The 25,270-nt window shown below is 32.4% G+C and carries 25 protein-coding genes and 1 riboswitch; of the genes, 23 read left to right on the forward strand and 2 right to left on the reverse strand.

Annotation, left to right across the window (positions count from 1 at the left end):
• Positions 1-19 precede the first annotated feature (19 nt).
• Together FYJ50_RS06450 and FYJ50_RS06455 are read left to right on the forward strand one after the other, a co-directional pair.
• Positions 20-898: a DUF1848 domain-containing protein gene (locus FYJ50_RS06450; protein ID WP_154460274.1), complete on the forward strand. Its 879-nt coding sequence runs from the start codon at positions 20-22 to the stop codon at positions 896-898.
• Positions 899-924: 26 nt separating this feature from the next.
• Complete coding sequence (locus FYJ50_RS06455; RefSeq protein ID WP_154460276.1) at positions 925-1,668, forward strand: sulfite exporter TauE/SafE family protein; 744 nt, start codon at positions 925-927, stop codon at positions 1,666-1,668.
• On the opposite strand, the gene FYJ50_RS06460 is transcribed toward FYJ50_RS06455, so the two are convergent.
• Positions 1,665-1,982: a hypothetical protein gene (locus tag FYJ50_RS06460; protein ID WP_154460278.1), complete on the reverse strand. Its 318-nt coding sequence runs from the start codon at positions 1,980-1,982 to the stop codon at positions 1,665-1,667. The genes FYJ50_RS06455 and FYJ50_RS06460 overlap by 4 nt on opposite strands.
• 259 nt (positions 1,983-2,241) lie before the next feature.
• On the opposite strand from FYJ50_RS06460, the gene FYJ50_RS06465 reads away from it, so the two are divergent.
• From FYJ50_RS06465 to fucO, 12 genes are all read left to right on the forward strand, one after another.
• The gene (locus tag FYJ50_RS06465) at positions 2,242-4,467 is read left to right on the forward strand and encodes a vWA domain-containing protein (protein WP_205946457.1); all 2,226 of its coding nucleotides are present in this window, start codon (positions 2,242-2,244) and stop codon (positions 4,465-4,467) included.
• Positions 4,468-4,617: 150 nt separating this feature from the next.
• Entirely contained in the window at positions 4,618-5,124 is a 507-nt protein-coding gene (gene lepB, locus FYJ50_RS06470; protein WP_154460282.1) for a signal peptidase I, read from the forward strand.
• A 21-nt stretch (positions 5,125-5,145) separates the two neighbouring features.
• The gene (locus tag FYJ50_RS06475) at positions 5,146-6,237 is read left to right on the forward strand and encodes a DUF7601 domain-containing protein (protein ID WP_154460284.1); all 1,092 of its coding nucleotides are present in this window, start codon (positions 5,146-5,148) and stop codon (positions 6,235-6,237) included.
• Positions 6,238-6,284: 47 nt separating this feature from the next.
• Complete coding sequence (gene srtB, locus FYJ50_RS06480) at positions 6,285-7,112, forward strand: class B sortase (RefSeq protein ID WP_205946458.1); 828 nt, start codon at positions 6,285-6,287, stop codon at positions 7,110-7,112.
• Positions 7,113-7,446: 334 nt separating this feature from the next.
• Positions 7,447-8,535, forward strand: a complete 1,089-nt coding sequence (locus FYJ50_RS06485; protein ID WP_154460288.1) for a PP-loop family protein — start codon at positions 7,447-7,449, stop codon at positions 8,533-8,535.
• Entirely contained in the window at positions 8,532-8,978 is a 447-nt protein-coding gene (locus FYJ50_RS06490; RefSeq protein ID WP_154460290.1) for a GAF domain-containing protein, read from the forward strand. The genes FYJ50_RS06485 and FYJ50_RS06490 overlap by 4 nt, the downstream gene beginning before the upstream one ends.
• A gap of 81 nt (positions 8,979-9,059) precedes the next feature.
• Positions 9,060-9,698 (forward strand): MerR family transcriptional regulator, encoded by a 639-nt coding sequence (locus FYJ50_RS06495; RefSeq protein WP_205946459.1) that lies wholly within the window; start codon positions 9,060-9,062, stop codon positions 9,696-9,698.
• Positions 9,679-9,993 carry a YbjQ family protein gene (locus tag FYJ50_RS06500; RefSeq protein WP_154460294.1) on the forward strand — a complete coding sequence of 105 codons (315 nt, stop codon included), beginning with the start codon at positions 9,679-9,681 and terminating at the stop codon, positions 9,991-9,993. Before FYJ50_RS06495 ends, FYJ50_RS06500 begins: the two co-directional genes overlap by 20 nt.
• A gap of 78 nt (positions 9,994-10,071) precedes the next feature.
• Positions 10,072-11,289 (forward strand): iron-containing alcohol dehydrogenase, encoded by a 1,218-nt coding sequence (locus tag FYJ50_RS06505; protein ID WP_154460296.1) that lies wholly within the window; start codon positions 10,072-10,074, stop codon positions 11,287-11,289.
• A gap of 86 nt (positions 11,290-11,375) precedes the next feature.
• A complete protein-coding gene (locus tag FYJ50_RS06510; protein ID WP_154460298.1) occupies positions 11,376-13,601 on the forward strand; it encodes an HAD-IC family P-type ATPase in 2,226 nt (741 codons plus the stop codon).
• Positions 13,602-13,617: 16 nt separating this feature from the next.
• A complete protein-coding gene (locus FYJ50_RS06515; protein WP_154460300.1) occupies positions 13,618-14,163 on the forward strand; it encodes a pyridoxamine 5'-phosphate oxidase family protein in 546 nt (181 codons plus the stop codon).
• Between the two features lie 61 nt (positions 14,164-14,224).
• Complete coding sequence (gene fucO, locus FYJ50_RS06520) at positions 14,225-15,373, forward strand: lactaldehyde reductase (RefSeq protein WP_154460302.1); 1,149 nt, start codon at positions 14,225-14,227, stop codon at positions 15,371-15,373.
• A 39-nt stretch (positions 15,374-15,412) separates the two neighbouring features.
• Here the strand turns inward: fucO and FYJ50_RS06525 are convergent, their stop codons facing one another.
• Positions 15,413-16,012 (reverse strand): formate/nitrite transporter family protein, encoded by a 600-nt coding sequence (locus FYJ50_RS06525; protein ID WP_154460304.1) that lies wholly within the window; start codon positions 16,010-16,012, stop codon positions 15,413-15,415.
• Between the two features lie 35 nt (positions 16,013-16,047).
• Positions 16,048-16,127, reverse strand: a riboswitch (ZMP/ZTP riboswitch).
• A gap of 74 nt (positions 16,128-16,201) precedes the next feature.
• Here FYJ50_RS06525 and FYJ50_RS06530 point away from each other — a divergent pair.
• The 9 genes from FYJ50_RS06530 to FYJ50_RS10565 all read left to right on the forward strand — a co-directional run bounded on the left by FYJ50_RS06530 (position 16,202) and on the right by FYJ50_RS10565 (position 25,045).
• Positions 16,202-18,040 (forward strand): glycogen synthase, encoded by a 1,839-nt coding sequence (locus FYJ50_RS06530; RefSeq protein ID WP_154460306.1) that lies wholly within the window; start codon positions 16,202-16,204, stop codon positions 18,038-18,040.
• Positions 18,041-18,075: 35 nt separating this feature from the next.
• Positions 18,076-18,900: a protein phosphatase 2C domain-containing protein gene (locus FYJ50_RS06535; protein ID WP_154460308.1), complete on the forward strand. Its 825-nt coding sequence runs from the start codon at positions 18,076-18,078 to the stop codon at positions 18,898-18,900.
• Between the two features lie 8 nt (positions 18,901-18,908).
• A complete protein-coding gene (locus FYJ50_RS06540) occupies positions 18,909-19,289 on the forward strand; it encodes an ATP-binding protein (protein WP_154460310.1) in 381 nt (126 codons plus the stop codon).
• Positions 19,290-19,324: 35 nt separating this feature from the next.
• Complete coding sequence (locus tag FYJ50_RS06545) at positions 19,325-19,951, forward strand: hypothetical protein (protein ID WP_154460312.1); 627 nt, start codon at positions 19,325-19,327, stop codon at positions 19,949-19,951.
• An 11-nt stretch (positions 19,952-19,962) separates the two neighbouring features.
• Positions 19,963-20,760 carry an HAD family hydrolase gene (locus FYJ50_RS06550; protein ID WP_154460314.1) on the forward strand — a complete coding sequence of 266 codons (798 nt, stop codon included), beginning with the start codon at positions 19,963-19,965 and terminating at the stop codon, positions 20,758-20,760.
• A 216-nt stretch (positions 20,761-20,976) separates the two neighbouring features.
• A complete protein-coding gene (locus FYJ50_RS06555) occupies positions 20,977-21,789 on the forward strand; it encodes a transketolase (protein ID WP_154460316.1) in 813 nt (270 codons plus the stop codon).
• Between the two features lie 2 nt (positions 21,790-21,791).
• Positions 21,792-22,706: a transketolase family protein gene (locus FYJ50_RS06560; RefSeq protein ID WP_154460318.1), complete on the forward strand. Its 915-nt coding sequence runs from the start codon at positions 21,792-21,794 to the stop codon at positions 22,704-22,706.
• Between the two features lie 34 nt (positions 22,707-22,740).
• Positions 22,741-23,547, forward strand: coding sequence for an alpha/beta hydrolase (locus tag FYJ50_RS06565; RefSeq protein WP_154460320.1), 807 nt, complete (start codon positions 22,741-22,743; stop codon positions 23,545-23,547).
• A 310-nt stretch (positions 23,548-23,857) separates the two neighbouring features.
• Entirely contained in the window at positions 23,858-25,045 is a 1,188-nt protein-coding gene (locus FYJ50_RS10565) for a DUF4825 domain-containing protein (RefSeq protein WP_205946460.1), read from the forward strand.
• The last annotated feature ends 225 nt before the right edge of the window (positions 25,046-25,270 follow it).

Below are 25,270 nucleotides of genomic sequence, written 5' to 3' on the forward strand. Positions count from 1 at the left end.
CTCTTTTTATATTATATATATGATTTTAAATGTAAGTGGAAGATGTGATATAGTAGCCTTTTATATGGAATGGTTTATGAATCGATACAAAGAAGGGTATGTAGATGTAAGAAATCCATTTTATAAAAAACAGATTTCTCGAATTGACTTTAAAAATGTAGATTTAATCGTGTTCTGTACCAAAAATCCCATTCCTTTGATTCCTTATCTGAATCAGATTAACATTCCCATCTATTTGCAGGTAACAGTTACAGGATATCATAAAGATATTGAAAAAAATGTATTGGATAAGACAGAAATTATTAAAGCAATACAAACCTGCAGTAAACAATTAGGAAAAGATAAGGTGGTTTTACGATACGATCCCATCTTTTTGAATGAAAAGTATACGTTGGATTATCATATAAAAGCATTTGATCGTTTATGTACGTTACTGGATGGATATATAGATGAAATTGTGATTTCTTTTTTAGATGAATATAAAAATGTAAAGAAACATAAACAGGAACTGCACTATATAAAATGTACTGAAGAAGATTATAAAAAAATAGGACTGAATTTTTCACAGATTGCCCATAGTCATCAAATGAAAGTCTATACATGTTTTGAAGAAAACAATTTAGTGGAATTTGGATTGGACAGAGATGTATGTTTGTCCAGTAAAAAAGCATTTGAATTAACCAACAAAGTCTTTAAAAAATGGAAAGCAAGAGATTGTGGATGTGTAGAAATGGTGGATATTGGATATTATAACAGCTGTCCTCATTTCTGCAGATACTGTTATGCGAATTATGATGAAGAAAAAGTAAAATATAATTATTCAAAACACGATCCAGATTCTTCTTTATGCGTTGGACAAATACAGAAAGAAGATGAAATCAAAGAAAGATTGAAATAATAAAAACTTTAATTATAATAAATTTCATGAAGTATATAATGATATTTATTTTAGTATTTTTAGCAGGTTTAGTGGATGCCATTGCAGGTGGTGGAGGTCTGATTTCTTTGCCTGCTTATTTAATGGGAGGAATACCTGTACATCAGGCAATTGCGACCAATAAATTATCCAGTTCAATGGGAACAACAATTACAACGATACGATATGGAAAAGCTGGATATATACGATGGGATATTGCTTTGGTCTGTGTTATCTTTGCGATGGCTGGTTCTTCTTTAGGAGCCAATTTAGCTTTATCGATCAGTGATTATTTCTTTAAAAGGATCATGTTGATACTTTTACCCTTGATTGCGATATATGTTATGTATCCTAAATCTTTTAAAGAAAAAGAAGAATTGAGCTATATAAAAACCGTATGGATCAGTTGTACGGTTGCCTTTTTTATTGGAGTTTATGATGGATTTTATGGACCTGGAACAGGAACGTTTCTTTTAATTTGTTTAACAGGTTTTGCCCATTTAAATTTAAAACAGGCTAATGGAATCACAAAAGTGATTAATTTAACGACTAATTATGCAGCATTAATTGTATATATATTAAATGGAAAAGTATTGTTCATATTAGGACTGATAGCTGGAATCTTTAATATGTTGGGAAACTATATAGGTTCTTCTTATTTTAAGAAAAAATCATTATCGGTAAAACCAATAATGATTCTTGTACTTATTCTATTTTTTATAAAAACAATAATAGAAATTATCGGTACTTAACCGATGATTGAATAAAATTGATCATACGATTCATCCAGTAATTCAAAAATATCATCTTTGAATTTAAAACAGATATAATCATATAATCTGGAATCAATCTGTTCTTGAATAACAAACCTTTCGATCATTTTTTTATCTTTTAAAAATTGAGATTTAGGAACTTCTCCATCTTTAAATTTTAAAGGTTCATTATCCTGTTCAATTAATTGTTGAAATAATTTCTTATCCTTTTTAGACATAGAAGTCATATAGTGCCATAAATTTGCGATTTTTTCCTGTTTAACGGCTTCTGGATTTTTCTTTATAAAAAACATAATATCACCTATATTATTGTATCATAGAATTTTATAAAATGTTAACTCCTGATAAAATCAGGATTTTTTTGTTTTATAAGCAATAAATTACTATAAAAACGATATAAAGAACATATAAAAGTATATAAATAATACAAATAAATGTACAAATAAACTAGATATATGTAATAAAATACATTTTTGACTGTAAAATTATCGTTTATTCATTTATAATACGTATGTAAGGCTCATTATGGGTCTGAAAGAAAGGAGGAGAAGTATGAAAAGATTATTAAAAACATTAATTCCATGCCTGGTAGCTTGTTTTATGGTTATCGGTTTATGTCATACCTCTTCATTTACTTCTGCTGAAGAAAGTAGCAACACACCCGTTCCGGCTCATGAAAAATCCATAAGTGGGGATGAAGAAAATGGTTATACTTTAACACTTAATGTTAAGGGACAGAAAGAAACCATTCCTGGACAGAAACCAAAGGTAGACGTTGTTCTGGTTGTTGACCAATCTGGAAGTATGGATAACAATGATTCTTATGATATGACAGATCCAGATACAGGTGCAAAAGTTACAAGAATGGCTGCATTAAAGAAAATTGTTACAGGCAAAAATGGATTAAGTCAAACAATTTTAGGAAATGAGAATTTAGATGCCCAAATAGCCGTTGTAGCTTATAGTGGATCTGAAGATGCTTATGGTGATTTACAGCCACCTTCATCTAACGAAGATACAGCTTACAACGATGCAGTAACAATTTCTAATTGGGTTGGAAATTATTCAGGAAGTTCTTTTACAGGAGAAAGTGCAGTTTCATCCATTAATGCAAGCGTAAATGGAATTGATGGAGATGGAGGAACAAACTGTGAAGCCGGTTTGATTAAAGCCTCTGAAGTATTTAGTACATCAAGAAGCGATGCACAAAAATATTTAATTTTCTTATCCGATGGAACACCAACTTATTATTATGCAAATGGTGAGGATTATTATCCAACCACTAATTGGTCTTTGTCTTTTACTGAACAGGAAATTCCTGAAGGTACATTAAATCCTAATGAAGAAGGAATTACTGTAGAACAGTATGGAACGGATGTTATTTATGGGAAACATATTGTTTGGGAAGGCTTGAGACCAGTCACAAAAACCGAATGGTATTCTATTAGACAACGGGATACTGGCTGGCATTATTTTGAAGAAGAAGGTGTTGGTGTCTGGAAATATGGTAAGTATTCACAAGGATGGGTAACTACAGAAGAAAAATATGATGAAGGTATAACACTTGGAAATGGAAATAGTGATACAACTGCTTCAGAAATACCGGTTCCAGAAGGAGAAGATTACAATGGTATTTGTTCTAAACGTGCAAATGAAGCTGTAGGAACTTATCTTAATGGTTATGGATTGGATGGATTCTATACAGTAGGTGTTGCAGGAAATGCAAATGAAACTTTCTTAAAGGGATTGTTAACGTATTCAAATGCAGGTATTAAAGCCTATTATAAAGGAACGAATACAGCCAGTCTAAAAAATGCATTTACGGAAATATCCAATTCAATAATGGATCGTTCATTAACAGTATCAAACGTTACGATTACCGATTCTTTAAGTGATTATGTCAATTTAAGCAGCAGTGTTGTAGATGGAACTGTAACAGGTGCGACAATATTGATTACAGATGCAAATGGAATCGATGTAACTTCAACAGAAAATGCACAAGCAGGTATGAGTGTTTCCTTTAGTGGAAATAATGTGATTTGTGATTTTAATGATGGATATTCATTGAAAGAAAATTACACGTATTCTGTTTCATTTGGAGTGACTCCAAGTCAAAAAGCTTATACTGAATTTTCAAAAAACAATGGATCTTATGGTGTAGATGAGTCTGAAAATGCCTTAACTGGATTTGAATCCAATGGATTGGCTACATTGACTTATACATATGGAGATAGTGAAAGTTCAGAAACGAAAACAGTACCATATGAACAAAAACCAGAAATTCAAGTATCGGCTAATAAATTGTCTGTGACAAAAGAAGTTAAAGGCGCTTATGCAAATGTAAACGATGAATTTAAATTCACTTTAACTTTAAAGGATGAAGAAGGAAATCCAGTGAACGATACTTTAGGTGGCATAAAGTTTGTAGATGGAAAATACGAATTTACTTTAAAAGATAATGAAAAAGTTGAATTCAATAATTTACCAAGAAACTACAGCTATAAAGTTGAAGAAGATTCTTATGATGGATATGAAACAACCTATTTGACAGGTACAGAATCGGATTCAAATAAACCATCTAGTACAGTACCTAGTGATACTTTTACTTATGGAAATAAAGATGGAGTTTCTGTAACAGTTACTAACACTGCAGAAGCCGTACCACTAACAGGTATCACAGATAACACTCCAAAAGGACTTGGATTGATTGGTTCAATCGTAGTTGAAATTGCAGCTATCGCATTCGTTCTAAAGAAAAAAAGACAATTAAAAATGTAGAGTAAGTAGATAACCTGAGAAATTATATGACTTACTCTACATTGAGTACGAAATATTTAAGACAAGAATACCTTGTATATAAATATTTCAATTCAATTCTATCAGTATTGTTTATGTGAATAAACAAGAAAAATATAAAGGAAAAGATTCATGAATCAAAGGTTAGCTTTGAAACAGGAAATAAAGGAACTGGGTATAAAGATTGGACTTCTTATCATTGTATTTTCTGTATTGTTTGGATTCTGCTTTGGATTTATAGCAAATCCAGATGACTCGATGTCCCCTGCCTTCTGTGAAGGGGACCTGGTCCTGTATTACAGGCTGGACAGGACCTATGTATCCAATGATACGGTTGTGATGAAATACAAAGATCGAACGATCGTAAGAAGAGTCGTTGCTGTTGAAGGTGATACAGTGGATATCAATGAGGATGGACAGCTAATGGTAAACGGCTTCGTTCAACAGGAAAGTCATGTATTTACCAAAACGTATCCTTATAAGGAGGGAATCGAATTTCCGGTAACGCTGAAGAAAGATGAAGTGTTTCTGATGGCGGACAATCGGGACAATGCCCAGGATGGAAGAATATTTGGACCTGTAAAAAGGTCAGATATCAAAGGTTCCGTAATGCTGATATGCAGAAGAAGGAACCTTTAAAAAGAAAGGAAAGAATTAATTATGTTTAAGAAAAATATTAAACCGATATTAATGGCTGGTGCTTTAGCTTTAGCTACAGCAGTCAGTCCGGTATTGGCCGAAGATTATAATGAAGATGCAAATGGAAAAACATATATTGATGGAAACACAGTAACTTTAACTAAAACTTTTACAATTGAATCAGCAGTTGATAACTTTAGATCTGAAACTTTTGGATATACAATCACTGCAAATCAAGATAATGCACCATTGGCAACAATTGCTTCAAGTGGGTCACTAACATTTACTGGGTCAGGTACCCAAACTTTAGCAGTTACATTTGATGCAACTCAACCATCTACTGAAGGTAAAACCGTTGTTCCTGGAACTTATACTTATGTATTGTCAGAAACAAATAAAGGAACTAATAATGTTACAACTGAAGGAGCTACTTCATATACTATTACTGTACGTGTAGTTAACAGTGACTCTGCTGTACCAGGTGCTTTGGAAGTTGACCAGATTACAGTGGTGGCTACAGGAGACAATACAAATACAAAAACCACTCCTAATTTTTTGAACCACTACAATGAATACGCTGATTTAACAGTTGGAAAAGAAGTAACTGGAAAAGGTGCAAATGTTGCAGATGCTTTTGATTTCACAATTGAAATTACTTTACCAGCAACTTATTATGGAACAAATGAAAATGTAACAAAAGAATTTACAGTAACTGGATCAGGAGAACAAGCTGTAACTAATGATGCAGATATTGTAAATGGAAAAATATCATTTGCTAGTAGTAATACTGTAACTTTATCTGGAAAAATGAAAGATAATGCACGTGTTGTAATTGCTGATTTACCTGCGGGTACTACATATACAGTTTCTGAAGCGGATACTGACTATACAGAAACATACACTTTAAATGGAAGTAATTCTGCAACAACAGGAACTTCAACAGGAAGTCAAACATTAAGAAATGCAGATGCCAGTGTTATCTTCACAAACAACAAAGATTCATCTCCATTAACAGGTGTCATCGTAAACAATATGCCATATATCGCATTGTTAGGAGCATCTGGAGCTGGATTGGTCGTATTGGCAGCCAGTAAAAAACGTTCTAAGAAATAATGAAGAGAAAAGATAGAAAGATATCTTTACCAAGAAAGATTGTTTCTATGATAGATAGTACCGTGAATATCGCGGTACTACTCTTTTTTATATTGTGTGTTCTGTTCAGTGGGTATTCGATATGGGACAACAATCATATCTATACAAAGGCCAGTCCAAGTGTATATGAAACGTATAAGCCTGAAAAGGAAGATACGAAATCATTTGAAGAATTAATAAGGATCAATCCAGATGTATATGGATGGATCAGTATTTATGGAACTCAAATTGATTATCCTTTAGTACAGGGAGAAGACAATGACAAATATGTCAATACAGACTATGAAGGAAACTTTTCTTTATCTGGGGCATTGTTTTTGGACTGTAATAATGCAAGGAATATGAGTGATACGGTCAATATAATCTATGGACATCATATGGAAAAGGATAAGATGTTTGGAGGACTGGATCATTATGAGAAAGAGGACTATTTTAATAAACATCGATATGGAAATCTGTATGTAGATGGAAAGAATTATGGACTTGAATTCTTTATGCTGATAAAAGCGGATGCGTATGATTCCAAAGTCTATAACACAAATGAAAGAGATATAAATCAATATATTGAGTATATATCTTCTTATAATCTACAGAAATTGGATATACCAGAATGTGAAAGATTGATTTGTTTAAGTACTTGTTCTTCCGATTCAACCAATGGACGAGTGATATTAGTTGGTTCAATTACATCTGAAACATTTGAAGATCCTTATCTTGAAAAAGAAGAAATAGAAGAAGAGTCTTCAATTGACTGGTATCATATGTTTCTATATGGAATTATGATTTTATTGATACTATGTATTCTGATTGTACTGGTATGGTCTAAAAAGAAATAACTGTAATGATTGAATTTCGTTACAGTTTTTTTATGTGCCAGTCATGGTCTATGAAACAATTATAACTTTAAAGGTGGTTTATGTCACAGCATTATCTGCCAAAAAAATATACAATCGGTAATGTATCTAAAAATGATATAATACGACAACTTTTATCATAAAATAAAAAATATAGATTCTAAACAGAATGATCAAAACCATTACATTGCATTCTGACTTGTACTTTTACAGTGTTTATACATTGCAGGATTCCCTTCTGCCAGTATGTAATGAATAGAATGGCTTTCATTTTTTACTATTGTATTTTCTTCTTATTTTTTGATACACTTTACATATGAAAATAGAAGATGTATTAAAAATACAGGATAAAATTATAGTGGATATAAGAGATTCTGTAGCTTATCAAAGAGATCATATTGAGGGTTCTCTTCATTTAAAAGAAAATGAATTATTTTCTTTACCTAAAGATAAACCGGTATTTATTCTGGATTACACAGGGTATAAAAGTGAACGTCTTTCAAAAGAATTAAATCAGAATGGATATGAATCGTATGCCATAGATAATGGATATTATGGTTACATAGATTCTATTCAATCTTTTGATTGTAAAGAAGTGGAAAGAAGTATCATTAAAAAATTCAGAAAAGAAATATGGCGAAAATTTACCAAAGCCATTACGGAATATCAACTGGTGAATGAAGGAGATAAAATTGCAGTCTGTATTTCTGGAGGAAAAGATTCCATTCTTTTAGCAAAGCTGTTTCAGGAATTAAAAAAACATGGACAGATACAATTTGATCTGGTCTTTCTTGTGATGAATCCAGGATACAATGAAATGAATTCACAATTGATTGAAATCAATGCGAAACGTTTAAATATACCCATTCATATGTTTCATACCGATATATTTGAATATGTTTCTACACAAAATGGAGCCCCTTGTTACTTGTGTGCCAGAATGAGAAGAGGCCATTTATATAATGCTGCAAAAGAATTAGGATGTAATAAAATCGCTTTAGGTCATCATTATGATGATGTGATTGAAACGATTTTAATGAGCATGTTATATGGAGCACAGATTCAAACTATGATGCCTAAATTATATAGTGCAAATTTTAAAGGAATGGAGTTGATTCGTCCTTTATATTTAGTAAGAGAAGAATCCATTATTCATTGGATTGCATACAATCATGTACAATGTTTACGTTGTGCCTGTAAATTAACGGAAATGAGTGAAGAAATTGAAGGGGTTTCTAAGCGTAAAGAAATCAAACAATTGATTCAGAAACTGCATGAAGTCAATCCTTATGTAGAAGCCAATATTTTTAAATCGGTAGAAAATGTAAACTTAGATACAGTGATTGCGTACAAAAAAGAGGGAAAGAAAATTCACTTTTTAGATACATATCAGGAGGAATTATGAATTTATTATCGAAACAATTGGAATGTTTAATTGAAGATGACAAATATGAAGTAACTATTTTATCCAATATGTCCAGTTTTATTTATCATTCATTAGAAGATGTTTCCTGGGCAGGGTTTTATTTATTTAAAGACAAACAATTGATTTTAGGACCTTTTCAGGGAAAGGTTGCCTGTACAGTTATTCCATTAGGAAAAGGAGTCTGTGGAACATCGGCTTTAAATCAGGAAACATTGGTAGTTGAAAATGTTCATGAATTTAAAGGACATATTGCCTGTGATAGTGCCAGCAATAGTGAAATTGTAGTTCCAATTACCATTCAGGATACATTATATGGTGTTTTAGATTTGGACAGTACTTCATTTGATCGATTTGAAAAAGATAAAGAATGTATTGTGGAAATGGTAAAAGTATTAGAAAAAAAATTAACGGATTTATTATAAATCTGTTTTTTTTAAAATAAAGATAGAATAAATTGACATTTCCCTTAGGGAATGGTTTATAAAAGGAACAAAGGAGGTCTTATGTTAATCAATGATGTAGAAAGTATTGTAGGTTTATCTAAAAAAAGCATTCGATATTATGAGGAAATGGGATTGATTGCTCCTGAAAGAAATTCAAATAATGGATATCGTTTCTATAATGAAATGAATTTAAGACAATTAAAAATTATTAAATTTTTAAGAGAATTGGGAGTTCCTGTACAGGAATTAAAAAAAGTGATGAAAAATGAAATCAGTTTAAGAGAGTGTATAGAATCTCGTTTAATCAAAATTGCACAGGAAAGAAGAAATTATGAAAGAGTCACCTTACTTTGTCAAAAAATACTGGATGCCAATGAATCTTTAGATACGATTGAAATAGATCAATACTTTCAAAGCATGAATGTTTTAAATAAAGAGGGGTTTACAATGAGAAAGAACGAACAGGAACATAAGAAACAGATAAATGGAGCCATTTTTTCAAGCATTGGATTTTGTGCCTTTTTTGGATTGTTGGCGAGTTTATTGATATTTGCTCAAACTCAGGAACCAATGCCCTGGATACTTTTTGTGTTTTTAGAATCCTTTTTTGTAGTTCCTATTTTAATCGTACCAAAAATATTAATCAATCGAATTAAAGAAATTAAGAAAGGAGAAATCGATGAAGCTAGTAAATATTGATTATTTGCCTGGATATGAAATTGTTGAGGCACTTGGAATTGTAAAGGGACAAACGGTTCAATCGAAAAATATTGGAAAAGATATTGGAGCTGGATTTAAGACCATTGTAGGTGGAGAATTGGCTGGTTATACGGATATGTTAAAAGAAGCTCGCCAGATAGCGACAAAACGAATGGTGGATGAAGCAGAATCTTTAGGAGCAGATGCAATCATTAATATTCGATATGGTTCTTCTTCTGTGATGTCTGGAGCAGCGGAAATTATAGCGTATGGAACCGCTGTAAAAATTAAATAGTCTTTATTTGTTAATAAATTAACAAAGTGTTATACTGTTTATAGATAAATCATTACATTAAAAGGAGGAAATAGTATAATGCAGAGATTTACATTACCACGTGATTTATATCATGGTCCAGGAGCTTTGGAAGCTTTAAAAACATTAAAAGGAAACAAAGCTATTGTATGTGTTGGTGGTGGATCCATGAAACGAGGAGGGTTCTTACAAAAAGTTCAGGCTTATCTGGAAGAAGCAGGAATGGAAGTTAAATTGTTTGAAGGAATTGAACCCGATCCATCTGTAACAACAGTTATGAAAGGAGCTCAGGTGATGCAGGAATTCCAGCCTGACTGGATTGTAGCCATCGGTGGAGGATCTCCTATTGATGCTGCAAAAGCAATGTGGATCAAATATGAATATCCTGAAACAACATTTGAACAGATGATCGTTCCATTTGGTTTACCTGAATTACGTCAGAAAGCAAAATTTGTTGCCATTCCTTCAACTTCAGGAACAGCTACAGAAGTTACAGCTTTCTCTGTTATTACCGATTATGACAAAGGAATCAAATATCCACTGGCTGATTTTAATATTACACCAGATATTGCCATCGTAGATCCATCTTTGGCTGAAACAATGCCAGTAAAATTAGTAGCTCATACAGGTATGGATGCGATGACACATGCTATTGAAGCTTACGTTTCAACTTGTCATTGTGATTATACAGATGCTCTTGCGATTCATGCCATTGAAATGATTCAGGAAAATCTTGTGAAGTCTTATAATGGAGATATGGAAGCTCGTGCTTCTATGCATAATGCACAATGTCTGGCAGGTCAGGCGTTCTCAAATGCATTATTAGGAATTGTTCACTCTATGGCTCATAAAACAGGAGCTGTATTTGCCGATCAGGGTGCGCATATCATTCATGGGGCTGCCAATGCGATGTATCTTCCTAAAGTAATTCAATACAATGCGAAAAATGAAGAAGCGAAAAAACGTTATGCTGTTATTGCCGACTATATGCATTTAGAAGGTAATACAGAAGATGAAAAAGTAAATAGTCTTGTAGCTTATTTAAGAAAGATGAATGACGATCTGAATATTCCTCAATCCATTAATCATTATGGAGCCAATGGATTACCTGCAGAAAATGGATTTGTATCTGAAGAAGTATTCTTAGAAAGATTGGATTCCATTGCGGCAAATGCCATTTTAGATGCTTGTACAGGATCCAATCCACGTCAGCCAAATCAGGAAGAAATGGTTAAATTATTAAAAGCTGTTTACTATGATTTAGATGTAGATTTCTAAAAGATAAAAAAATCGTTGATTTTAATCAACGATTTTTTTTGTTCAAATTTCTTTCCTTTTTTAAAAATATGCGATAAAAATTAAATATGAAAACCAATATTAAAACAGGATTGATTCATATTGAAAATCATAAAAAGAATCAGACTGAATATAAAGTATCAAAAAGTTATAAAGAAATCTTATTTCAGCATTTATTTACTTTATTTAATGGAATCAATTTATTTTTAGCCATTATTGTATTCTTTACCGGATCACAAAGAAATATGTTGTTCATGGGGACGGTCACTTTAAATACGATCATTGGGTTAGTACAGGAGATTCGTTCAAAACATAAACTGGATCAGTTATCTATATTAAATCAGACTAAAATACAAGTATTAAGAAATTCAAAAATTCAATGGATCGGTTTAGAAGATATTGTGGTTGATGACATTCTAATTTTAAAAACAGGGATTCAAATTCCTTGTGATGGAATTGTTGTAGAAGGAAATATTGAATGCGATGAATCCATTTTAACAGGAGAAAGTATTTCAATTTTAAAAAATGTAAAGGATTCTGTTTATGCAGGAAGCATTGTGACTTCTGGAATGGCCAAGATGCAGGTTTTAAAAGTTGCAGAGGATATGTATGTTTTTTCAATTATTAAAGATGCCAAACGTTATAAACGATATCCATCGCAATTAAGAGATTCCTTAAATTTTATCATAAAGTGGTGTACTTACATTTTATGTCCATTAGGAACGATATTATTTGTGGTTCAATATAATTTATTTGGATATACACAGGCGGTTTTATCTACAGTTGCTGCAGTTGTAGGAATGATTCCAGAAGGACTGGTATTTTTGACCAGTGTAGCTTTATCCATAGGGGCACAGAAAATGGCGAGAGCGAATGTACTGGTACAGGAATTGTATTGTTTAGAAACGTTGGCTCGTGTAGATACTTTATGTTTAGATAAAACAGGAACGCTCACAAAAGGAAATTTAAAAGTAATTAAAATCGATTCACAGATGGATGTGATTCCTATTTTACAGGATATGATGTATGCTCTTCCGGATGACAATGCCACAGCTAAAGCAATTCGAGAATATGTGGGAGATAATCATTTTAAAGAAGCTATTCAAGTTCTTCCTTTTTCAAGTGAAAGAAAATACAGTCAGGTTATTTTTTCAGATGGGGATTATAAATTAGGGGCTTATGAGTTCATTGTGAATGAAATCGATGAAACGGTAAAAGACAAAATTTTTTCTTATACATCAAAAGGATATCGAGTTCTAGTTCTCTATTCTAATGAAGTTTTAGCTTATATCTGTATACAGGATGAATTAAAAGAAGATGTAAAAGAAATTCTATCCTATTTTAAAGAACAGGGAGTAATGATTAAAGTTATTTCTGGGGATGACACAAATACAGTACGATCCATTTGTGAACAAGCCAATTTAAATGGACTCTCTTTTGATATGAGACAATCAAAGAATATTCCAAATGAAATCAGTCAATATTCATTTTTTGGAAGAGTTGCTCCCAAACAGAAAAAAGAAATGATTGCTTCCTTAAAACAACAAGGTCACATAGTGGCAATGATTGGAGATGGAGTTAATGACATTATGGCTTTAAAAGAAGCCGATTGTTCGATTTCTATGGGATCTGGAAGTGAAGCCTGTAAAAATATAGCTTCTTTAATTTTATTAAATAATCAGTTTTCTTCTTTACCGGAATTATTAAAACAGGGAAGATGTGTTATCAATAACATTCAAAAAAGTGCTTCTTTATTTTTAGTTAAAAATATATTTTCTATGGGACTGGCCATACTTGCTTTATTGATTATTAAGGAGTATCCATTTAAACCTATACAATTGACATTGATTTCTGCTTTATCTACAGGAATTCCAAGCTTTGTATTAACTTTAGAACCCAATGAAAATCGTATAGAAGGAAACCTTTTAAAGAATGTTGTATCAAAAGCGATACCAGGTGCATTTTGTGTAATTTTAAGTGTTTTAGGATGTTTTTTCTATCGTCAATTTATAGAGATGACAAATGAACAATATTCAACAATCTGTACCATATTAGCTGGATGTAATGCTTTATTTGTTTTAAAAGGAGTCTGTAAACCATTCACGAAAATAAGACAGTTGTTGATAGGTTCTATGAGCGTATGTTTTCTATTTTCAATCCTTTTTTTCCCTTCATTTTTTTATCTAGTTCCTTTACAATGGAATCATATACTTTATATACTTATAAGTGTATGTTTAATGCCGGCGGTATTAAAAATTTTATCAAATATATGTAGTCGAATCGCTGGTTTTTAATAGAAAGGATCATAGAATGAATCAGAATGATATTATTTATGAATTTGAAGAAGGAATAGTTGTTAAAGATGAATGTGAATGTAAAAAAGGATGCATAAGATATTCAGATTGTACTTTTTTACCGGTTGAAAAAATAAGACATCCTGAAAAACTGATTTCTTATCAGAGGTGCTGGGAAGTTATCAATGAACTCAGATATGGAACGTTATGTATAAATACCGACACATATCCACATGCAGTTGGAATGAATCATATTGTATTGGATGGACATATTTATTTTCACTGTGCGCAGAAAGGATATAAATTGAAAGGATTAGATCATAAAGTAAACTATAATCTGATTCAGGATCTGGGAATCAATACAGAAATTGGAACACATAATCATAGAAGTGTTTCGGTGTATGGAATTTTAAAGGAAGTAAAGGATCTATCTATAAAGAAAGATGTATTGTTGAAACTGATAGAAGGGACAAAACATCCTTATCATGATCGTATGTTACAGACAACGAAAATACTGGAAATTGAAATCGATTTTATTCAAGGAAAAGAACACATTTATTAGTAAATTTATTTTTGTTGGAGTAAAATAAAATTAACAAGTCATAAAGGAGGAATTATAAAATATGGCAAATCGTTTTATCTTGAATGAAACATCCTATCATGGAAAAGGTGCAATTAAAGAAATCCCAAATGAAATAAAGGCAAGAGGATTTAAAAAAGCCTTTGTTGCATCCGATCCAGATCTGATTAAGTTTGGAGTGACTAAAAAAGTAACGGATTTATTAGATGAAGCTGGAATTGAATATGTAATTTACAGCAACATTCAGCCAAATCCAACAATTGAAAACGTTCAGACAGGGGTAAAAGCTTATGCAGAAGCTGGAGCAGATGTAATTGTTGCCATTGGTGGTGGATCTAGTATGGATACTTCAAAAGCAATTGGTATCATTAATACAAACCCAGAATTTGCAGATGTTCGTTCATTGGAAGGAGCTTCTGAAACTACTAAACCTTGTACACCTATTTTAGCTGTACCTACAACAGCTGGAACAGCTGCTGAAGTTACAATTAACTACGTTATTACAGATCCAGAAAACAAACGTAAATTCGTTTGCTGTGATCCTCATGATATCCCAGTGGTTGCATTCGTTGACCCAGATATGATGTCAAGTATGCCAGCAGGATTAACTGCAGCAACAGGTATGGATGCTTTAACACATGCCATTGAAGGTTATATTACAGCAGGTGCATGGGAATTAAGTGATATGTTCCATATTAAAGCCATTCAGCTGATCGCAAAAAATTTACGTGCTGCTGTTAAAAACGATCCAGTGGGTCGTGAACAGATGGCTCTGGCTCAATACATTGCGGGTATGGGATTCTCAAATGTAGGTTTAGGTGTTGACCATGCAATGGCTCATACATTATCAGCTTATTATGGAATGCCTCATGGTAAAGCTTGTGCGACTTTACTTCCAACTGTAATGGCATACAATGCAGATGCAACTGGAGAAAAATATCGTGATATCGCAGCTGCTTTTGATGTAGAAGGTGCTTATACAAAACCATTGGAAGAAGTACGTGAATTAGCGGTTGCAGCAGTTAAACAATTAGGAGAAGATGTAGGAATCCAGATGTCTTTAAAAGGAGTCGTTCCTATGGAAGATATCGATGCTTTAAGTGCAGATGCAGCTAAAGATGCATGTGCTCCTGGAAATCCTAAACCAGCTTCAATTGAAGACATCAAAGCAATGTTCTTATCATTAATGTAAAAAAAAGCCTTCGGGCTTTTTTTTGAATCATCATTTGCTTTAGCTGTTTATTTTTTTAGATAATGGAATGAATATAGCTCCTATGCCATTTCCTAAGGTAATGATGAGTATATCTATAAAAGAAGTGAGTGACCATGCATTGGCCATTGAAAAATAAAACATATCCGCAATACAGTGTTCAAATCCACATAAAATAAAGACGGCGACACAAATAAATAATAAGATTGGATTTTGACATTTCTTATAGCCGTCTACGGCAATAAACATCAGTAAACCACAGAAAATTGCCAGGATAAATAAACTGATGAAAGTATCATTCATTTTGATTTCACAAATTGTTTTTGCGGTATCTGAAATGGATAAGCGAGTAAACGAAATCAGAAAAGCACATAACCATGTTCCAGCCAGATTTCCAGCCCAGATCAAAAATAAATCCAGACAATAAGATAGTTTCTGTTCGATCACATAGCCAATTTTTCCAGTAAACAGGTTTAATCCATGCACACAGATCGCATATAAACCAACCGCAAAAAATAAAGCACCGATGACTTTATTATCTAAAGATAAATAAATGGTTCCACCAATTCCAATGGCAATACCGGCTAAAACGGCTAAATAAAATGTTTTAAAATGTTTCATAACAACCTTTCTAGTCCATAAAAAAAGCTGGACAAATACATTGCCCAGACGGTCGGCTCATTTAAAATCATACTTCATGTAGTTAATTCTACTTCCGTCAGTCGTATGATGGTTCAATTATATTATTTTATTTTTGCTTTTTCAATAAATGATGTAAAATAAGTATATAAGATATATGGAGGTATTAAGATGGCAGAAACAAAAGTGAAGGAGACACAAGTCGCTGCAGAAGAAGTTGTAGAAAAGAAAACAACAAAGAAGCGTACTAAAAAAGCTGCAGATGAAACAAAAGCAGTGAAGAAGACAACAAAAAAAGCGACTAAGAAACCATCCGAAAAAGAAGAAAAACCAAAGAAAACAACAAAGAAAGCGGAAAAGAAAGAAAAAGATGAAGTAAAAGCAGTAAAGAAAACTCGTAAAAAAGCTGTGAAAAAAGATAATGTTGAAAAAACCGCTAAAGAAGAAAAACCAGTTGAAGAAGTAAAAGTGGAAGAAACAAAACCAGTTGTAGAAGTAACACCTGAAGTTGTTGAAGAAGCCAAAGAGATGGCAGAACAGGTAGTTGAAACTTATGGTCCAAGAAAGAGTGTGGCTTTTATTGGTTCTGAATGTTTCCCATTTGTGAAAACAGGTGGTTTAGGGGATGTAATGTATGCACTTCCAAAAGCACTGGTAGACTTGAATTGTGATGTCCGTGTACTGATTCCAAACTATAAATGCATTCCTTATAAATATAAAGAAAAAATGGTTTATAGAGGATCTTTCTATATGGATCTGTGTTCCGATGGTAGAAAATTCTATGTAGGAATTATGGAATATATTAACGATGGTGTAATTTATGATTTTATTGACAATGAAGAATTCTTCTCTTCAGGAAATCCTTATACAAGCATTGTAGGAGATATTCCTAAATTCTGTTATTTCGCAAAAGCTGCTTTAGCTGCTTTAAATTACATGAACTGGTCACCAGATGTCATTCATTGCCATGACTGGCAGGCTGCATTGATCCCAGTATATGTGAAAACTGTATTTGCTCCAACTCCAGTAGGTCGTGCGAAAACTATTTTAACAGTGCATAATTTACGTTTCCAGGGAATTTATAATGTTCCAACGATTCAATACTGGACAAATCTTCCTTATCATGTATTTAATGTAGATGGTTTAGGACAGGGAAATAACGATGCCAATATGTTAAAAGGTGGATTGGCTTATGCGGATATGATTACCACTGTAAGTCATACATATGCTAATGAAATTCAGACATGGGAATATGGAGAAAAACTGGATGCTCATTTACGTTATCACAATCCAAAATTACATGGAATTGTAAATGGAATCGATATTGATATCTGGAATCCAGCTACAGATGAATATTTAGCTTCTAATTATGATGTTACCAATGTTGTATCTAATAAAGTTGGAAATAAAATGGCATTACAGACAAAATTAGGACTGGATCAGGATCATTCTAAATTTGTGATTGGTCTGATTTCTCGTTTAACCGATCAGAAAGGATTGGATCTGATTAATGCGGTATTACCAGAAATTGTGGATGACTTTACTCAGGTTGTGATTTTAGGAACAGGAGATAAAGTATACGAAGATGCATTCAGAAAATTTGAAAATGATTATAGAGGAAATGTATCAAGCAGTATCATGTATGATGAAGCTCGTTCTCATGAAATTTATGCAGGGGTTGATGCATTATTAGTTCCTAGTCGTTTTGAACCATGTGGTTTAACACAATTGATTGCGATGCGCTATGGAACTGTACCAATCGTTCGTGAAACAGGTGGATTAAAAGATACAGTTGCACCATATAACAAAAATACAAATGATGGAAATGGATTCACATTTGATCGTTATGATGCTGGATTATTACTGGATGCCATCAATCGTGCAAAAACTTTATATTTCAACAATCGCTGGTGCTGGGATGAAATGGTACAAAGAGATATGGCCAAAGATGTATCCTGGGAAAATTCCGCAAAACAATATAAAGATTTATATGTAGATGTTACAAAATAGAGATTCATTTTGAATCTCTTTTTTAAGGAGATACAATGAACAAACCAAAATATTATTGTTTCAGTGATAAAAAATACAATGAAGATGCGTATTCCTTTTCTTCTTCTCATATTATGGTATTGGATGGAGCAACAGGTTTATCGAAAAAAAACTATATGTCAGAAGATGATGCGATGTGGTTTGTACAAATGTTAAAAAAAGAAATTGAAATGCATATAAAGGATCCTTTCTCTTTATCAAAAATTATTGACAATGCGATTACAGAAATTCAGAATCTATATTCGGATATTGATTCAATGGATTCGATTGATTTACCAAATGCCTGTATTTCTTTATTTCGTTTTAAAGAAGATAAACTGGAATATTTTGGATTGGGAGACAGTGTTGGCATTATACAGATGAAAGATGGAAGCATTGAGTCTTTTGAAGATAAAAAAATAGATGAATTGGATCAAAGTGTCATTCAACATATGATTTCTTTATCAAAAGAAAAACAGATTCCTTTTTTACAGACAAGAGAAGAAATAGAAATTAAAGAACATTTAATTCGAAATCGAAAATTATCCAATCAATATTATTATATTTTAGACCCTTCAAAAAAAGGAATTTCTCATGCCCTCATAAAAGAATGGAATCTAAAAGATATAGACAGGATCTGTTGTATGAGTGATGGATTTAGTCAGATCTTAATGTATCCAGGTTATTCAGACATTAAACAGATATTGGATGCCATTGAAACAAATGAACCCATTGAAAAGCAGTTGTATCAATACCAGGAAATGGATGCGGATTGTATTTTATATCCCAGATTGAAAAAAAGAGACGATACAACCTATATTTATTTAAATTTTGGATTATAATAGATTCTATGAAAAAAAGATTTAAAAGAGAATTGGGACAATTAAATGATATTTATCGATGGATTGATGTGAAAACAGAAAATATAGATTCAAATAGTTTAGATGATATCAAATTATGTATAGAAGAAGTGTTTGTGAATCTTGTGAAATATTCAAATTGCAGCTACATTGATTTATTCATTAATCGAATAGACTCTTTAATTGAATTGACTTTTATGGATGATGGAGTACAATTTGATCCTTTGGCAAAAGAAAATGAAATTTTATCGGATTCTTTAAATCGCAGTAAATCCGGTATAGGATTGTATATTTTAGAGAATCGAATGGATTCTTTAGATTATCAATATTTAAATGGGAAAAATGTGTTTACAATGAGAAAACATATATAGGCGACAAAATCGCCTTTTTTTACTATAATGAATATATGAAAAAGAATAAATCATTTGAATATCCTGTAAATCCATACGATCCATTTTATGATGCCTATTTCAGTCCATTGATCAAAGATACACCGGTGAATCGATGGGCTATATATTATGCTTTAAGAAATTCACATCCGGAATTGGAAGAGAAAAAAACGATTTATAGAAAATCAAAAGAAAAATTTGATACAGAAGAAGCCATTGATAAATTAACGAAAAATCTTCAAAAGAGCTTATTTACTCATGCCCGTGAAAAACCATATTCCAAAATGGCTTTGATAAAAAAAGCATCTTTAACTCGTTTTCAATATAAATCGACTGAAAAATTGATTGATCCTTTAAATATAGACTGGAATTTACAGGCAAAAAGAAGAGCTTTGGAATGTTTAAAAGAAAATATGAATTTTGAACAGATTAAAGTACAGTTACAAAAAGATTTATTTGAGGATTCTCAAATTGCTTGTGCGATTTCTTTTTTAGAGAATAAAAATAATTTAAAGGCTTTACGAAAGGCTCAGAAGTGTTTAGAGGAGGGTTATGATCTGGAAGAAATGGTAGAGGAACTGGTATGGGATGATTATAGTGAAGATGAAATCTTATATGCATTAAGTGGAATAAAAGAGGAATAAAAGAGGGTTTTATGAAAGATATAAAATTAATCGTCAGTGATATAGATGGAACATTAATTGATAAAAAACATGAATGTCCGAATCGAAATATTGAAGGAATTGAATATGCGAAAAGAAAAGGAATCCCTTTTGCGATAGGAACGGGAAGACCTTATGCGATGGTAAAAAAGAATTTAAAGAGATGGAATTTAGAAAATCATTGTGATTATCTGGTTTGTAACAATGGTGCGACAATTATTGATTGTAAAACTGGACAACAGAAAAGTCAGAATTATTTACCAAAAGATGTGATTCATCAGATTATTGATACGTATCAGGATCTTAATGTATCTTTATGTGTATTTGAAAACGATACGCTGGTCACAAATAAAATAACAGAGGCTTATCTGTATCGTTGTAAAGAAGCCAATATAAATAAAAGACAGACAGATTTAAAAGAATATGTCGTTTGTGATCATCCTAAAATGTTACTGGTATCCGATCATGAAGTTCAAGTGGAAATATTAAAACGATTTGAATCTTTAAACCCCTGTTCTTATCGTATGTTTGCCAGTTCACCGATATTAACAGAAGTTGTCCATCCAGATTTAAGCAAAGTGGCAGGAATAGATGTATTGTGTCAAATGCTTAATATTCAAAGAGAAAATGTATTGTGTTTTGGGGATGAAATGAATGATTTTGAAATGTTGTCTTCTTTTAATGGAGTCGCAATGGAAAATGCAGTGGATCAAATAAAAGAAATTTGTGAATATCAGACTTTATCTTGTGATGAAGGTGGAGTGGGAGACTTTTTATTGAAATATTTTTAAGATTCCATAAGGAATCTTTTTTGAAATGACTTAAATATTTTCGTTAAACAAAAAATATTTATTGTTTTTGAAGGAATTCATAAAAATAATTTTGTTTATAAAGGAAATTCGTTTATAGTAAATGAGCGTAAAGATTATAAGAATGATTCCTGCAAATAGTGCAAAATTTGCACAATCTTGTTATAATGGAAAGGCAAAAAGGAGACGGACAGAATTATGGAAAATAAAGAATTGTCTTTGCATGCAAAGAATATTCGTAGAAACATAGTAAAGGAAGTATACAGTGCTCAAAGTGGTCATCCAGGAGGATCTTTGGGAGCAGCGGATATCATTACATTTTTGTATTTTGAAGAAATGAATATCAATTCTGAAAATTTAAACAGTATTGATCGAGATCGATTTGTATTGAGTAAAGGACATGCAAGTCCTGCATTATATGCCGTACTGGCTGAAAAAGGATTTATGGAAGAAGAAGAATTATTGACTTTCCGTGCCATTAATTCACGTTTACAGGGACATCCAAATATGAATTATGTTCCAGGTGTAGATATGTCAACGGGATCATTGGGACAAGGAATTTCTTGTGCAGTAGGTATGGCTTTGGCAAATCGTCTGGATAAAAGTTCAAATCGTATCTATGCCCTGTTAGGAGATGGAGAATGTCAGGAAGGGCAAGTCTGGGAAGCGGCTATGGCTGCAGCTCATTATCAGCTGGATAATTTATGCATTATTGTTGATGAAAACAATCTTCAGATTGATGGTCGTGTCAGTGAGGTAATGAATGTATTCTCTTTAGAAGAAAAATTTAAAGCATTTAATTTTCATACAATTTCTGTAGACGGTCATGATTTTGATCAGCTTCGTAAAGCATTTGAGGAAGCCAGAAATACAAAAGGAAAACCAACAGCTATTATCGCAAAGACAATTAAGGGAAAAGGCGTTTCCTTTATGGAAGATCAGCAAGGATGGCATGGAGTGGCTCCAAATGAAGAACAGTACCATGCAGCTATGAAAGAATTGGAGGCATAGATATGGCAAAGATTGCGACTCGTATTGCATATGGTGATGCATTAAAAGAATTATTGAAAGAGGATAAAAATATTGTTGTATTGGATGCGGATTTAGCAGGAAGTACAAAAAGTGGAGAAGCAAAAAAAGTAGATCCTTCTCGTCATTTTGACATGGGAATTGCGGAAGGAAATATGATGAGTGTTGCAGCTGGACTGGCTGCCAGTGGTAAAATTGCTTTTGCGTCTTCTTTTGCGATGTTTGCCACAGGTCGTGCATTTGAACAGATTCGTAACAGCATTGGATATACGCATTTAAATGTTAAAGTCTGTGCATCTCATGCTGGAATCAGTGTAGGAGAAGATGGAGCTTCTCATCAATGTATTGAAGACATTAGTCTAATGCGTGGAATTCCAGGTATGAAAGTAATTGTTCCATGTGATTATAATGAAGCAAAACAAGCTATTAAAACGGTAGCTTATACAGAAGGTCCATGTTATGTCCGTTTAGGAAGAAGTGGAGTGGAAACGGTCACTCCAGAAGATTATAAATTTGAATTGGGTAAAGGAGTCATCTTAAAAGAAGGAAAGAAAGTTGCACTGGTTGCTACTGGATTAATGGTTCAGGAAGCATTAAAAGCCAGTGAAATGATGAAAGAGACTCCAACCGTTGTGAATATTCATACGATCAAACCAATTGATGTACAATTGATTCAACAATTGGCACAAACTCATGATACAATTGTAACATGTGAAGAACATTCCATCATTGGAGGTTTGGGTAGTGCCGTTGCCGAAGTTTTAGCAGAAACTGGGTCTTCCTGTAAACTTGTTCGAGTGGGGGTACAGGATGTATTTGGGGAAAGTGGAAAACCAGCTGAATTATTCGCAAAATATAAAATTGATGCTCAGGCAATTGCCAAAATCGCCAGTAAGTAGGGTGGAAGGATTCCACTCTTTTTTAGGAGGATTTATGGCATATTTAACTTGTAATTTCTTTTCAAAATCTTTGATGAGAACAGTCAATATAAATGTTGTATTACCAACGGATAAAGAAAATGAAATAAAAGAATATAAAACTTTATATTTATTACATGGAATTTATGGAAGTCAGAATGACTGGGTTCATGGAACTCGTATTGAAGCATGGGCGCAAGACCATAATTTAGCAGTTGTAATGCCTTCTGGTGAAAATAAATTTTATGTGGATCATCCTCAATCCAATGCGTATTTTTCAAAATTTATTGGAGAGGAGCTGGTTTCCTTTACAAGACGTTCTTTTCCATTATCCACTAAAAGAGAAGATACATTTATTGGAGGATTATCTATGGGAGGCTATGGAGCCATGGTCAATGGATTAAAATATCATGAGACATTTGGTTCCATCATAGCTTTATCTTCTGCTTTTATTCTGGATCTGATTGTAAGATCAAACGATAACAGTTCAAATCCTCTTCATAGAAGATCTTATTATGAATTTATATTTGGAAATTTAGATGAAATTAAAGGAAGCGATAAAGATTATATAGCTCTAGTGAATCGTTTAGAAAATTCACAGATTCCAGATATCTATATGGCATGTGGAACAGAAGATTCATTATTGTATCGATTTAATGTGAAATTTCATCAATATTTAGATCAGAAACAAATTCCTCATACTTTTGAAACAGGTCCAGGAGGACATGATTGGACTTTCTGGGATACGTATATAAAAAGAGCTTTAGACTGGCTGGAGTTAGAAGAAGAAAAAGGAATCAGTAGTGGAAATGTAAATTTATAAAGAAAAATGGAGACAAAATGAGTCTCCATCTTTTTTATCCATCACGTAGAATGAAATGATTATGAGTAAAATTGATGTTTGTCATGTTGATTTATAAAGAATTTTAGAAAAGAGGAGTATCAAATAAAGACTTAGACAAAAGGAAAATAGATTATCAACTACAAAGGAAGATGGTTGGTGGTTTATATAAAAGATAGGTTAATTTTGCATCATTTAAGAAAAAATTAGGCTGGAATTGATGATTCGCTATTTGTGGGGTGTTCAATTAACGTTAAAAGTTTTAACATTTTCTTTGAAAGGAGATTGAACTATGGATAGTAAAAAGATAGGATCTTTTATTGCGAAAAATCGTAAGAAAAAAGGATTAACACAGGAGCAGCTTGGGGAACGATTAGGTGTAACCAATAAAACTATATCCCGATGGGAAAATGGAAATTATATGCCAGATTTATCTTTACTTGAACCACTTAGTAAAGAACTGGGAATTACGATAAATGAATTATTGGTAGGAGAATTCATTGAAGAAGAAAAGACGGTTGAATATTTAGAACAAAACTTGCTTAGTACCATTGTGTACACAGATAATAAGATTAAGAATGAACAAAAGAAAATATCTTCTTTTATTATAGGAACAGGCATCCTGATATGTATTTGTTCTTTTACCATTTTTCCTTCAGAAAGCAGCTGGTCAGAAATATATTCCATTGCAGGACTTCTAGTGATGGTTATTGGTATTTATAGAGAACTGCCTTTTTCATCCAGGTGGAAAAGAGGATTGATTTCATCGGGTATATTTATTCTGATTGCAGGTATTTTCTTTGTCATAGACTATATTGGTGTAACACAATTTGAACGTCCGCCGATTTATAGATATAAGACAACAACTGTTTTTGATGATATGGGTAACAAATTAATAGAATACCAGAATCTATTTTACAATGTGTACCGAATCAATGCAGATACTGTAAACGAATATTATCTCATTGATAGTAAGAAGCAATACGGTATTGATACCGTTCCTGTAAGTCCTTTTAATCTGAATATCAGTGCAATTGAACATATTTTACAGTACGAAAACAAATATATAGGGGATAACAGCAACATAGGTCAGCTAATTCAGGCATTGCCTCTTTCAGAATATGGATATGTATATGAAATCGATTCTAAGGATTATGGACTGATAATAGATTATCATTTTACAGACTGGTATGATAACGTGGATTTGTATACGGAAAGAGCCTTGATATATAATTCTGTTTCAGCTTTTGTTTTGATTGAAAATCTTGAATATATTACTTTTAATTTTAGTGGGAGCAGTTATATAGTTACCCGTGATTCGATTGAGAAAAATTATCCAAATTATACAGAAATTTTCACAGATGGTTCGATTTCTACAAAGAATTTCAGGAAGTATGTAGAAGAAAAAATAAAGGATCCGACATTTGTATCAAATGTCATGAAGATATTTGAGAAAAGGGAAAGTCAGGATCTTGAATAATAGAGACCACCAACATATGAAAAGCTGAAAAAATCAATAATTCACTTTAAAATTTAATCTAGTATTTTACACATATCTTAATAAAAAGGGAGACACTGTGAAGTGAACCCAAAAGTTTGGACTCATTAATATTTATTCTAATTTACTCATTTATACTTAATTGTATAGATGAGTTTTTTATTATTCATTACGTCGGTCGCTATATAAATCGTTGCACATCATGTA

The organism is Floccifex porci, assembly GCF_009696175.1.
Taxonomy (GTDB): Bacteria; Bacillota_I; Bacilli_A; order Erysipelotrichales; family Erysipelotrichaceae; genus Floccifex; species Floccifex porci.